This window comes from Anabaena sp. 54, from assembly GCF_017355725.1.
Classification (GTDB): domain Bacteria; phylum Cyanobacteriota; class Cyanobacteriia; order Cyanobacteriales; family Nostocaceae; genus Dolichospermum; species Dolichospermum heterosporum.
Map to the genome: position 1 here is coordinate 1 of NZ_JAAVWA010000056.1, position 12,833 is coordinate 12,833.

Below are 12,833 nucleotides of genomic sequence, written 5' to 3' on the forward strand. Positions count from 1 at the left end.
CCCCCTACTCCCCCTACTCCCCCTACTCCCCCTACTCCCCCTACTCCCCCTACTCCCCCTACTCCCCCTACTTCCCCTACTTCTGACTCCTGACTCCTGAATTCTGCTGTAAAATATATGAAAATTATTTCTTGTTCTCAACAACAGTGCTACGCTTGACGGTATTCGGGGCAATGGCACGATAAAATTCTATAACGATAAAATGTAATAAAGGTCTAAATGGCAGAAACACTATTTTTCAACGCCCTGCGGGAAGCTATTGACGAAGAAATGGCACGCGATTCTAGCGTATTCGTTCTGGGTGAGGACGTGGGACACTACGGCGGTTCTTATAAAGTTACTAAAGACTTACACCAAAAGTATGGTGATCTGCGAGTTTTAGATACCCCCATTGCAGAAAATAGCTTTACAGGTATAGCTGTAGGGGCTGCTATGACTGGGTTAAGACCGATTATTGAAGGGATGAATATGGGCTTTTTGCTCCTCGCCTTCAACCAAATTTCTAACAACGCGGGTATGTTACGCTACACTTCCGGTGGTAACTTTAAAATCCCTATGGTGATTCGTGGTCCTGGGGGTGTGGGTAGACAGCTAGGTGCGGAACATTCCCAACGTCTCGAAGCTTATTTCCAAGCTGTTCCTGGTTTAAAAATTGTGGCTTGTTCCACACCTTATAACGCTAAAGGATTGCTGAAAGCAGCTATCCGCGATGACAACCCTGTATTATTTTTTGAACACGTTTTACTTTATAATTTAAAAGAAGACCTGCCAGAAACAGAATATGTACTACCGCTAGATAAGGCTGAGGTTGTCCGTCAAGGTAAGGACGTGACGATTTTAACTTATTCGCGGATGCGGTATCATGTGCTGCAAGCTGTGAAAGCTTTGGAAAAACAAGGTTATGATCCAGAAGTTATTGACTTAATTTCCCTGAAACCTCTTGATTTTGAAACTATTGGCGCATCAATTCGCAAGACTCACCGGGTGATTGTTGTAGAAGAGTGTATGAGAACCGGGGGTATTGGTGCAGAATTAACCGCTTCGATTAATGACCGCTTATTTGATGAATTGGATGCACCTGTATTGCGGCTTTCTTCTCAAGATATTCCCACACCTTACAACGGTAATCTTGAGCGCCTAACTATTGTCCAACCAGAACAAATCGTAGAAGCCGTCCAGAAGATGATGGCTTTGCGAGTTTAGGTATTTGTCAGTTGTCAGTTGTCAGTTGTTCGTTGCTGTGAACCAATAACCACTGACCACTGACTACTGACCACAAGAGGAACACGGTAGCGTTGGGAGCTTCGCGTCTTCAAACCGCAGGGGAAAACGCACACGGGCGAATTGATTGCCTTCAATATTCGTGATACAATTAAATTGTCACTAAAGACATAAAAAGCTACCGGGGGACTCTCGGAAAGTTACGCTTGTCAGAGATGATTCTGCCAGTAATGGCAAACAGGATCAGGGCAAGAACCGTACATCTAAGGTAATACCTGAAAAGCGGATATTATTCGAGCAGTTGTCTTGACAATTATTCTATTAAGAATCCCCGCGTCTTTAGACCGGGGAGTGTCAACTCAAACTTCTACTCACAACGCAATCAAAGAACGTTATTATAACCTTTGTTAGTTGTGAGTGATAGTATGCAAAAACAGCGATCGCTATTAGCGTTAATTATAGTTTTGGTCATCGCCGCTATTACGGTGATTCTGACAATTCCTGTCCCCTTGGGGTTAGATTTACGGGGTGGCTCACAGCTTACTATTCAGGTGAAACCAACGGCGGAAATTCCCCAAATCACCGAAAGAGAATTGGAAGCTGTGAAAAAAGTAGTCGAAGGGCGAATTAATGGTCTTGGTGTTTCTGAGCCATTAATTCAAACTATTGGTACGGATAAAATATCCGTACAACTACCGGGTGTAAATGACCCAGAACAAGCAGAACGAGTATTAGGTGGTACAGCGCAATTAGAGTTCCGTATCCAAAAACCGAATACAGAAACACAACTTTTTGCTTTCCAGATTACACGCAACGATCTGAAAACTAAGCGAGAAGAGTTGAAAAAATCCAAAGATCAAGCCGCGATTGATAAAAATAAGGAAGAGTTTCAAAAGAATAATCAAGCGATCGCCGAATTGTTTGAAAGTACCAACCCACCCCTCACCGGCAAATATCTCAAGGATGCCTACGGTGAACCCAATCAAGGCACTAACTGGAATGTGGCTATCCGTTTTGACCAAAAGGGTGGAGAACTCTTTGCTGGACTGACAAAAGACCTGGCTGGAACAGGTCGGAGTATCGGTATTTTTCTGGATAATGAAATGATCAGTTCACCCACCGTAGGACCAGAACACGCTGCTACTGGAATCACTGGTGGTTCTGCTATTATTACGGGTCGTTTTCAAGCCCAAGAGGCTAATGATTTAGGGGTACAATTGCGCGGTGGTGCATTACCCGTTCCTGTGGAAATTGCGGAGAGAAGAACAGTAGGCGCTACTTTAGGAAAAGATAGTATTCAAAGAAGTATCTACGCTGGTATTGGTGGTCTGACTTTAGTATTAATATTTATGGTGTGGTACTATCGCCTACCGGGAATGATAGCCAATGTTTCACTAATAATTTACTCCATACTGACTTGGGCTGCATTTTGTTTACTAAGTGTTACCCTCACTTTGCCGGGAATTGCAGGTTTTATTCTCAGTATTGGTATGGCTGTTGATGCTAACGTCTTGATTTTTGAACGCACCAGAGAAGAATTACAAGCAGGTAAATCTTTATATCGTTCTGTAGAATCTGGTTTTTACCGCGCCTTTTCCAGTATTTTAGATAGTAACGTTACTACCTGGATTGCTTGTGCTGCATTATTTTGGTTAGGTTCAGGATTAGTCAAAGGCTTTGCACTTACCTTAGCTTTAGGCGTAGGGGTGAGTATGTTTACCGCAATTACTTGTAGTCGCACATTGATGTTTTTAGTTATTTCTATTCCCTCTTTGCGGAACACACAACTTTATGCTCCTAATGTGCCAGTAGCAAATAAGACAGGAGTGGCACAATGAGACTAGATATTAACAAGGCACGGGGTACTTGGTGGACTATTTCCGCTGTGATTATCCTGGTGGGGATCATCTCCATGGTGATATCCACACTCAATCCCAGTATCAAAGCACCTCTGCGTCCCAGCTTGGACTTTATCGGCGGAACCAGGTTGCAATTTGTGCGGGACTGTGACAAACCTGGTAACTGTGACCAACCCATAGATATTAACCTAGTTCGAGAAGTCGCCAAATCCCAAGGACTTGGAGACAGCAGCATTCAGTTAATCTCGGAAAATGGACAGGAAAATGGCATTACCATTCGCACCAAAAACCTGGAAACAGAACAGCGGAGTAATTTGCAAAATGCCTTAACTGAAAAAATTGGCACTTTCGACCCCCAAAAAAATCAAATTGACTCCGTTGGTGCAACTTTAGGGAAGGAATTATTTACTTCGGGAATCTTAGCTTTAATAGTTTCTTTTGTCGGGATAACTGTTTATATGGCTTTCCGGTTTCAGTTGGACTATGCCTTATTAGCTATTGTGGCTTTGTTTCACGACATTCTGGTAACAACTGGAGTTTTCTCAATTTTAGGGTTAGTTTTCGGCGTTGAAGTAGATAGTCTTTTCATTGTTGCTTTGCTAACTATCACAGGTTTCTCTGTCAATGATACTGTGGTGATTTATGACCGCATTCGAGAAACCATCAAACTCCATCCTGAACAACCAATTGCTGAAATTGTTGATGATGCAGTTAACCAAACTTTGTCTAGGTCAATCAACACCACTTTAACAGTTTTATTAACACTATTTGCTATTTTCCTGTTTGGTGGAGAAACCCTCCATTATTTCTCTTTGGCTTTAATGGTAGGCTTTTTAATGGGAGCTTATTCTAGTATCTTCATTGCTAGTACACTCCTGATTTGGTGGCGAGAACGCAGTGGAAATTACTCAGTTGCAACTCCTATAAGTTCTCAAGAAAGTTAAATTTCACTCACTCCTAGCCTCTGGCTTCACTCGTTCCTAGCCTCTGGCTGGGAATGTCTCCGTTGAGGCTCTGCCTCCTTACTACACTAAACCCCTTGTATCGTAATAAGGAGAGAAAAGAGTAAAATCTTAACTCAAGCAACAGAATAGGTTTTTCGTGATTTTACAAAAGTCCATGTCCCAACCGTGTTGAGTATAACTAGCGGCAGAGCCGCAATGATGAGCATTCCCAGTCGGAGACTGGGAACGAGATTTTGAACTAGATTTTATCGGCGCACAGTATATCTTTCCTATGGATAAACCTGAAGAACCACAAATTGAACCAGAGACAGTGGAATTAGACCCGGCTTTTGCTCAACAATTACAAAAACTACATAGGCTAAGAGTATATGGCAGATGGTTATTTGCCAGTTGTTTGTGGCTGACTATTGCCCCTTTTTGCTTATGGAATTTACGAACTGAAATTTCTTTGTTACAAGAATATTTTACCTGGGTAGGACTACGATATACACTGATTTTTCATCCTCTATTTACACTGGGTTTAAGTTTATGTATTGGTATGACGACTTCTGTTTTAGTTTGGCAAAGTCGTAATATTATATGGGGATTACCATTGCAAGAACAGGAAAATTTAAAAAAGCAACTTTATCGGATTCGTCAACAAGGATCTTCTCATCCTTTATGGAAATGGGTTTGTCAATAATCAGGGAATAGGCACGAAGCGAAGTCATTTAGGGTGCGTAATTTACAGGAATAACTCAAATGTCATATAGTGAATTTACTCTAGACAAAGTTAGAAAAGCCTTTGCTTTAACGATTATAGATAAAGTTAATATTTTTGCATCTATCCCAGAAATTGAATGTCCAGATTTACTAACAGAAGTATTAAAAGAAAATCTACCTTTAGCACTTGCTAGTAATACTGAAAAATCCCGTTCTGAAATGATAATTGCGCCGATTTTAATAGCTGCTAGAAAATATTTAAACAATCAAATCAGTTTATTTTCAGGGATTGATTTTACAGTAGACATTGAACAAGGATTAAACGGTAATTGTGATTTCATTATTAGCCGTTCACCTGAATTATTAATTATTAATGCTCCCGTTGTCACAATTGTAGAAGCTAAAAAAGAAAATATTAATGCAGGTTTAGGACAATGTGTAGCAGAAATGATAGCCGCCAGAATGTTTAATGAACGTGAAGGTAATAATATTCAAACAATTTATGGTACTGTCACCACTGGTACTAACTGGAAATTTTTAAAACTTATTAATCAAGTGGTAGAAATTGACTTGACAGATTATTATATTAATAATATCGGTAAAATTCTCGGTATTTTATCTAGTATCGTGATGGAATAGGTATTGTATATGCCTCTGGAGTCAATTACTGCTGAACAAAGAACGGTTTTATATAACGTTAGCTGGGAAACCTTTGAAGCCTTGTTGAAAGATACAGGTGAGGATAGGAGAACGTTTAGCGGCCAAACTAAGAGAATTGAATATTGACCCTGACATTTTATAAAAAAATACACTTTGTGTAGGTTGGGTTGACCCAAGGAAACCCAACATTTCAATACGTAATGATCACGTTTTAAGCTTTGTGTAGGTTGGGTTGACGCAAGGAAACCCAACATTTAAAATATTCGATTAATTTTGCACTGAAGACTTAGAACTGATTATTTTTGATGAAACATCAAACTTAACCATCTCACAAAACCATTAAAATCATTCCTAATTTATGGAGCGCCTAAAATTGAATATTAATAGTATCAGAAAACCAATCATCATTAATTAACTGTTCTAAAGTATAAGGACATTGCTCAGGAAAAGTGTTTTTCTTTAATCCTGTTTTTGCTATCACATACTTAATAGCTTTTTGATAATTATTTTCTTTTTCTTCGTTTAGGTGTTTTCTTAAATTACTAGTCATATCTGTTTCTAATTCATTGCGGAAATTAACAATTTCTGCTGCCCAATGACGACGATTTATACTTTCTGCTTCCCAATATTCAATTAATAATAAATGAATGATGATTTGTCTCAAATAACTTTCCCCACTACGTTTAGTATCTCTAACCAAATTTTCTAAAACCTCACTTAAACTATCTAAATCTAAATCATTTAATTGATCATTTTTTATTTGTTCCAAAGTCATCTCATACCAGGCTAAATAGTCTGATTTATATAATTTTTTTAAGTTATTTGTGCTTAAAGTTTGCATATTTCCACCTCAAAAAATAATATAATTTGATTATACCCCATAAAAATCCTCATGCAGAATTTCCTAATTTAAGTAGGTGAGCGTTGAAAATTGTCGTTATGGCAAGGCAAAAGGCAAGAGGCAAGAGGCAAGAGTGAAGAGGGTTTGGGCGATTTTACATTTCTTTACACAGTTTGGTTTTATTGTGTTCACCTACTTACAGTGCTTTGCGGTGCTAATTTGAGTTTTTGCAGTTCTTCCTCAAGGTTTTGCAGTCGATCTAACATCTGTTGAAATTCTTGTGCTTCCTGCACTACAACCTCAGCTTTGCCATTGACAGTCAGCACCAGTGGGGATTTTGTAGACTTAATTTTCTCTACGTAGTCTTTGGCGTTACGTTTGAAATCGGTAAGAGTTTGGATATTTTGGAGATTAATTCTAGTTTGCATCGCATCTAATAAAATGCTGAATAATACACATTATAAGATGTTTTGTGGCTATTTCTGCTATAGCTACCCAAGAGATTTAGAATATAAAAAAACTTATTTGAGTAAAGTGACTCAAAAAAACGTAAATCATCATGGGGAAGTCCCACAAAGCAGCAATACTACTTATTATTCCCTGCTAGGACTCCATCCCGGAGCATCAGTAATTGATATTCGTCGTGCTTATCGGGAACTGAGTAAACTCTATCATCCAGATACGACAGAATTACCTGCTAATATTGCTACGGCTCAATTTCAGCAAATCAACACAGCTTACGCTACCCTGAGTAATCCAGAACGGCGCTTAAACTATGATTTAAAAATTGGCTATTCTCGATTTGGTGTCATTCAAGTCCCACCAGATTTAAATCACTCCGTGCATAAACCCTACGATTTTTCCAAATCAATGTATTTGGATGCAAGCGATCGCCCCTTGTCTGCTGGAGAAATATTTGTATTATTTATTTTGGGGTTAACCATTGTTGGTTGTATGCTATTAGCTCTGGCGATCGCCATTCTCCGTGGAGAAGCAATTAGTTAAACTCAATTTCCCACCTCTAAAATCACCAATAATTCTGAATTGAACTGCTTATGCTTGCCGCTGATACACCCCTATATAGTCACTCTTTACCACAAATCGAACAATGGCTAAAAAACCAAGGTTGTCAACAAGACGATACCCAACTACATTGTTGGCGTGTCCAACGATCTAGTTGGGAAGCGGAACTTTGGTTAGATACTGAACAAATTACAGTTCGCTATTTTCAATCAGGAGAAAACCGTCAAGATATACAACGTTCCTTTAAATATTCCCTGAGTCGGGAAGACATTGAAGAAGCCGTTTTTTCAGGACCATAATCTGGGGGAGGTAGGGGCGCAGGGCCTGCGCCCTCTTGAATTGATTGATAATTGTCACACCTTCCCAAAACGACGTTCTCGTTGTTGATAAGCAGATAAAGCGCGATGAAATTCATGACGGTTAAAATCCGGCCAAAGAATATCAGAAATATAAATTTCACTATAAGCCATTTGCCAAAGTAGGAAATTAGATAATCGCATTTCCCCACTGGTGCGAATTAATAAATCTGGATCTGCTATTCCAGCCGTATATAAATGAGCTTCAAATACTTCTTCAGATATATCATCAGGCTGTAGTAAATCTTCTTTAACCTTTTGAGCGATCGCCCGACAAGCCTGTAAAATCTCCTGCCTACCCCCATAATTAGTCGCAATTGTAAACCGGATACTCTGATTATCCTTAGTTTGATCCATAGAATGGGAAATCTCAGCCTGAAGAGCCTGTGGTAAAGCCGATAAATTACCCACAAACTGAATTTGCACATTTTCCTCCACCATTTCCCGCAGTTCTTGGCGTAAAACGTGTTGAAATAGATTCATCAAAAATTCCACCTCCTCCTCTGGTCTTTGCCAATTCTCCGTTGAAAAAGCATAGGCAGTTAGTGCTTTAATTCCCCAGTCCTTGCAACAGTGCAGCAAATCCTTGAGAGCATTGACACCAGCCTTATGACCCATCATGCGGGGTAGACCACGACTTTTTGCCCATCGGCCATTACCATCCATAATTACCGCGACGTGCTGAGGTAGTAATTGTTGTTTTAAATCAAGAGGTAAATATTGCAATTCAGTTTGTTGTGTTTTCATTTTTTATCTTGAGAAGCAGTCGTACCCCTACGGGTAGCGTGTCGAAGGCAAGGTAAGCCAAGTAGCCGGGACATTAATTTTAGTGATTTATCACCAAGTTGACGAACTAAACTTAAAAGACCAGGTGCATGAGCCTCCCGATCTACAGTCGGAGAAAATCGAGTTTCTAAAGACTCTTTGAGCTTTTTAATAGTTAGTGGTCTATATAGAGTTCCCTTTTCCGCTAAGGAAATAGAACCCGTTTCTTCTGATACAACAACACAAATACAATTTTCGACCCTTTCAGTAATTCCCATTGCTGCCCGATGGCGTGTTCCCAACTGCCGCGACGCTGTGCGTCCTGAAAGTGGTAGAATTATACCAGATGACACAATGCGCGAACCACGAATTAACGTTGCTCCATCATGTAACAAAGTTTTCGGTTGAAAAATAGTTTGGATCAGTTCTTTGGAAACTTCAGCATTTAGCTTCACTCCTGGGACTGAAAAATCTTGTTCTTCAATAGGCCCTGTGGTTTCCAAAATTAGTAAAGCGCCAATACGATTTTTTGATAACTCTTTAATTGCATCAACAATTTCATCAATTACACTATCGGACTTAGGAATTGCTCTGGCATTATTTTGAAATAATTGCCAAAATTCGCCACGTCCCAATTGTTCCAAAAAACGGCGAAATTCTGATTGCAGCGCCACAGCCATAGCCACAGCACAGCCAATCACCAATTTTTCGAGAACAAAATTTAGCAAAGGTAATCCTAACTTGCCACTGAGCGCCGAGCAAAGCATTAAGACTATAAACCCTCGCACCATCCATAATGTGCGCCGTTCACTAATAATCATCAGGATCATGTATGTCAGTGCCAGCACCAACACCATATCCAGAGTCCCAAGGAGCAAGGACTGCGACCAATCTCCCAGGTTTATCAGCCATTGCTTCCACCAATCTCTCATGACATCTGGATTCTTATAGTCATTTGTCAGTTGTCAGTTGTCAGTCGTCATTTGTCATTTGTGATTTTTTAACCACTGACCACTGACCACTGACTACGGACTATTTAAGTCTTTCTGGTAGGCGATCTTGTCGAATCAAGTCTTGATAAGTTTCGCGTTGCAAAATTAAATTTGCTTCGCCATTTGCCACTACAACTGCTGCCGGTCGAGGGAGGCGATTGTAGTTAGATGCCATACTGTAATTGTATGCACCAGTTCCCATAACTACGAGAATATCATTTGCTTCAGTTTTTGGCAGTTGGGCATTTTTAATCAGAATATCTCCTGATTCGCAATGTTTACCCGCTAATGTCACAATTTCGGTGCAAGGATCAGATATTTTATTCGCAACCACCACCCGATAAACTGATTGATAGGTAATAGGACGCGGATTATCTGACATTCCGCCATCAATCGCCACGTAGGTGCGAATTTCAGGAACCACCTTGGTAGCGCCAACCGTGTAAGCAGTGACACAAGATGTGGCAATAAGCGATCGCCCTGGCTCACAGAGTAACTTTGGTAAAGGCAAGTTTTCCGATGTACAAGCAGCTTGTACAACCTCACAAATTGCCTTAGACCATTCGGCAATGCTTGGTGGATCATCAGATTCTGTATATTTAATCCCTAAACCACCACCAACATTTAATTCTGTCACCTGCAAACCATGTTTAGCCGCATCTCTTAACCACTGCACCATCACAGCGGCTAAATCTCTATGTGGTTGACGTTCAAAAATTTGTGAACCAATATGAGCGTGTAACCCCACACAGTTTAAACTAGGCTGTTGACTCACAAAAGCAAACACCTCTTGTAAATCATGGGGATCAAAACCAAATTTACTATCTAAGTGTCCAGTGCGAATATATTCGTGAGTATGGCATTCTATCCCAGGAGTTAAGCGTAGCATGATCCGAATGGGCGAAAGAAAAGAATTTTCCGTTTTCTCCCCTGCTATTTTCACCAGCATATCTAATTCATGCCAGTTATCCGCTACGATAGTACATCCAGACTGAATCGCTAAAACCAACTCATCATGAGATTTATTATTTCCATGTAAGTAAATTTTATCAGGACTCATACCCGCATTCAACGCAGTATAAAGTTCGCCACCGGAGACTACATCAATTCCTAAACCTTCTGAGGCAACAATGGCACAAACCGCTAAACAATTCCATGCCTTAGAAGCATAAAGTACCTGAGATTCTCCCTTGTAATATTCCTTAAAGGTATCTCGATATTGCCTACAAGCTGTCCGCAGGGTTTCCTCATCTAAAATATATAAAGGTGAAGCAAACTGTTCAACTAGGGTTGTGACATCACACCCACCGATTTCTAGATGATCATGATCATTAACTCTCGCCGTCAAAGGTAAGAGTTGTTGATTAGGAGAAATATCAGCACTGTCACCGCTTGTTGACTGTAAATATTGACGGCCAGAAAGTTGAACTTCGACGGGGTAAGTCGATACCATAACTAATAAGAGTTGTCTTTGTGAAAAATCAGGCCATGAGTATATGTCCTGATTTCCAGTTTACCCTCTCATTGGTATGGTAATGGATAATTGGTAATTGATAATTAACCTTCCTCAATCCTCAAAAATTGTGATTTCATCCGACTTAAAAATTCAACCTTTAACCACAGATAATTTAACTGAACTATTAGAACTAGATAAAGCCTGTTTTGATGGTTTATGGACTATGGAAGGCTACCTGCGGGAGTTAGAAAGTCCTAATAGTCATTTTTTGGGTTTATTTTCACCTTTTAATCACTCCGAATTGTTAGGAATGGGGTGCTTTTGGTCAATTTTAGAGGAAGCACACATTACAATTTTGGCAGTTCATCCCCAATATCATGGTCAAGGACTGGGAAAAGCTCTATTATATTCCCTTCTGCAAACTGCGGCTGATATTGGTTTGGAGAGAGCTACCCTCGAAGTCCGTGATTCTAACCACGTTGCTATTTCTTTGTATCAAAAATTTGGTTTCAAGACTGCGGGAAAACGACGGGGTTATTACAAAGATAACAATGAGGATGCCTTAATTCTCTGGCTGTCTGAACTACAACAACCACATTTTCTCAAAAATCTAGATCAATGGGCAACTTTCATGAATTCACCCTTCTAGTGGTCTGTCAATCCAAAAATGACGGGTAAAGGCAAGTAGGGGGAGAAGAGGGGTAGGGGAGTAGGGGAGGGAAAACAGAAGTTTTTCCTATTATTACCCGTCAAAATAAATTTGACGAACTACTATATTCCAACTGACAACTGACAACTTCCTAATCTTCCAGTGATTGGGATTGCACTTCAACGGCTTTCACATCAATTGTTCCTTCTGGTGTGAAGCGTTGGAATTGAAAGTCTTTCACTAATAATTGTTCACCACAGTTAGCACATTGTACTTGGCTGTTATTTATCCCTGTTAATTCATACCCACAGACAGGACACTGGTTAGTAACTAAATTCTTTTGTAACCACCAGCGAAACCCAAAGAATGCTATCACAGGCAAAAGAAACAGTAAACCCAAAATAATTACCAAGGAATTAACTAACCAGCCCAATCCCAATGATGCTAATAACCAGGCGATCGCTAACAGGGTTAGCCAGGGGCGGATTTTCTCAAAATTAAATTGCAAGTTTTTAAAGGTCATGTCTCTTTCTCTGTGCTAATAAAATATTAATTCTTCTTTAAAAATTATTTCTTCGTAGAGAAAAAAGGTTTTTTAGTTTTCTCTGATTATAGCAAACACCACAAAATAACTAAAAATGTAATTATTTTGACTTTTAAATGCCGATTAGCTCACTAATTTTTAATTTTGCCGTTCTTCTAAACAATATTTAACAATTAACAGGCAATTTCTACTATCTGAATCACGTTCATATACAACTTTATCCGCCAAGCGGCGGAGTAAAAACCATCCATATCCACCCACTTGTAGAGTCCCCGGTTCTGGCTCAGTGATTACATCGGGATTAAATGGTTTTCCGTAATCCCAAATTCTCACCTCTAGCCTATCAGTCCATAAACTGACTTGAATTTCTATAGTTGTTTCCGGTGGTAAAGCATGATGAGCATGACGAACTGCGTTGGTAAAACCTTCTGCTAAAGCTAGGTTGAGACGATAAAGTTGGCTATCTGACCAGCCATATTTAGGTAAATATTGCTGACAGAATTCTTCAAACCATTGTTGTACTGGATTTAAGAGCTTAAGATCGCTCCTTACCGTCCGATGGTCTTGCTGCACTATGCTAAGCATTGACCGTGACTTAAATAGAAAGTAATTGAACAGTAGTGGTGTTTTTTGTGATTTGAGAAGTTCACATTTAGGAATGGTGATGATTAGATTAGAGATAAAACTAAATACTTTGGTTTTAACTCTATCCTCATCATTAATCAATACCTTGTCCATTTCCTGTAGCGACTGTCTTGATTGTCAAGCGATCGTTAAGGAAAAATTTAAAGTCTAGGAAA

General features: G+C 39.7%; 14 protein-coding genes and 2 pseudogenes. 9 read left to right on the forward strand and 7 right to left on the reverse strand.

Annotated features, from left to right (window positions below):
• Positions 1–219 precede the first annotated feature (219 nt).
• The 6 genes and pseudogenes from HEQ36_RS25390 to HEQ36_RS25415 form a co-directional block, all read left to right on the forward strand.
• A complete protein-coding gene (locus HEQ36_RS25390; protein WP_039204864.1) occupies positions 220–1,203 on the forward strand; it encodes an alpha-ketoacid dehydrogenase subunit beta in 984 nt (327 codons plus the stop codon).
• Between the two features lie 443 nt (positions 1,204–1,646).
• Positions 1,647–3,059, forward strand: coding sequence for a protein translocase subunit SecD (gene secD, locus HEQ36_RS25395; RefSeq protein WP_168635508.1), 1,413 nt, complete (start codon positions 1,647–1,649; stop codon positions 3,057–3,059).
• Positions 3,056–4,024: a protein translocase subunit SecF gene (secF, locus tag HEQ36_RS25400; RefSeq protein WP_168635065.1), complete on the forward strand. Its 969-nt coding sequence runs from the start codon at positions 3,056–3,058 to the stop codon at positions 4,022–4,024. Before secD ends, secF begins: the two co-directional genes overlap by 4 nt.
• A gap of 292 nt (positions 4,025–4,316) precedes the next feature.
• Positions 4,317–4,727: a hypothetical protein gene (locus tag HEQ36_RS25405; protein ID WP_168635064.1), complete on the forward strand. Its 411-nt coding sequence runs from the start codon at positions 4,317–4,319 to the stop codon at positions 4,725–4,727.
• A gap of 59 nt (positions 4,728–4,786) precedes the next feature.
• Positions 4,787–5,386: a hypothetical protein gene (locus HEQ36_RS25410; protein WP_168635063.1), complete on the forward strand. Its 600-nt coding sequence runs from the start codon at positions 4,787–4,789 to the stop codon at positions 5,384–5,386.
• A gap of 9 nt (positions 5,387–5,395) precedes the next feature.
• Positions 5,396–5,494: pseudogene (locus tag HEQ36_RS25415) on the forward strand (Uma2 family endonuclease); the annotation flags it as partial.
• 280 nt (positions 5,495–5,774) lie between these two features.
• Here HEQ36_RS25415 and HEQ36_RS25420 read toward each other — a convergent pair.
• Together HEQ36_RS25420 and HEQ36_RS25425 are read right to left on the reverse strand one after the other, a co-directional pair.
• Positions 5,775–6,248, reverse strand: a complete 474-nt coding sequence (locus HEQ36_RS25420; RefSeq protein ID WP_168635062.1) for a DUF29 domain-containing protein — start codon at positions 6,246–6,248, stop codon at positions 5,775–5,777.
• A 215-nt stretch (positions 6,249–6,463) separates the two neighbouring features.
• Positions 6,464–6,676, reverse strand: a pseudogene (locus HEQ36_RS25425) (type II toxin-antitoxin system Phd/YefM family antitoxin); the annotation flags it as partial.
• Positions 6,677–6,782: 106 nt separating this feature from the next.
• On the opposite strand from HEQ36_RS25425, the gene HEQ36_RS25430 reads away from it, so the two are divergent.
• Together HEQ36_RS25430 and HEQ36_RS25435 are read left to right on the forward strand one after the other, a co-directional pair.
• Complete coding sequence (locus tag HEQ36_RS25430) at positions 6,783–7,253, forward strand: J domain-containing protein (RefSeq protein ID WP_039204865.1); 471 nt, start codon at positions 6,783–6,785, stop codon at positions 7,251–7,253.
• A gap of 50 nt (positions 7,254–7,303) precedes the next feature.
• Positions 7,304–7,570, forward strand: a complete 267-nt coding sequence (locus HEQ36_RS25435; RefSeq protein WP_053540303.1) for a DUF3143 domain-containing protein — start codon at positions 7,304–7,306, stop codon at positions 7,568–7,570.
• A gap of 54 nt (positions 7,571–7,624) precedes the next feature.
• Here HEQ36_RS25435 and HEQ36_RS25440 read toward each other — a convergent pair whose 3' ends face one another.
• The 3 genes from HEQ36_RS25440 to lysA form a co-directional block, all read right to left on the reverse strand.
• On the reverse strand, positions 7,625–8,374 hold the full coding sequence (locus HEQ36_RS25440; RefSeq protein ID WP_168635061.1) for an isoprenyl transferase: 750 nt from the start codon (positions 8,372–8,374) through the stop codon (positions 7,625–7,627).
• Positions 8,371–9,324: a diadenylate cyclase CdaA gene (cdaA, locus tag HEQ36_RS25445; RefSeq protein WP_168466666.1), complete on the reverse strand. Its 954-nt coding sequence runs from the start codon at positions 9,322–9,324 to the stop codon at positions 8,371–8,373. The genes HEQ36_RS25440 and cdaA overlap by 4 nt, the downstream gene beginning before the upstream one ends.
• Positions 9,325–9,424: 100 nt before the next feature.
• Entirely contained in the window at positions 9,425–10,837 is a 1,413-nt protein-coding gene (lysA, locus tag HEQ36_RS25450) for a diaminopimelate decarboxylase (protein WP_168635060.1), read from the reverse strand.
• 130 nt (positions 10,838–10,967) lie between these two features.
• Here lysA and rimI point away from each other — a divergent pair, with 130 nt between their 5' ends.
• Positions 10,968–11,489 (forward strand): ribosomal protein S18-alanine N-acetyltransferase, encoded by a 522-nt coding sequence (rimI, locus tag HEQ36_RS25455; RefSeq protein ID WP_168635059.1) that lies wholly within the window; start codon positions 10,968–10,970, stop codon positions 11,487–11,489.
• A gap of 151 nt (positions 11,490–11,640) precedes the next feature.
• On the opposite strand, the gene HEQ36_RS25460 is transcribed toward rimI, so the two are convergent.
• Complete coding sequence (locus HEQ36_RS25460) at positions 11,641–12,012, reverse strand: hypothetical protein (RefSeq protein WP_168635058.1); 372 nt, start codon at positions 12,010–12,012, stop codon at positions 11,641–11,643.
• 159 nt (positions 12,013–12,171) lie between these two features.
• Positions 12,172–12,618: an anti-sigma regulatory factor gene (locus tag HEQ36_RS25465; RefSeq protein ID WP_053540297.1), complete on the reverse strand. Its 447-nt coding sequence runs from the start codon at positions 12,616–12,618 to the stop codon at positions 12,172–12,174.
• Positions 12,619–12,833: the final 215 nt, after the last annotated feature.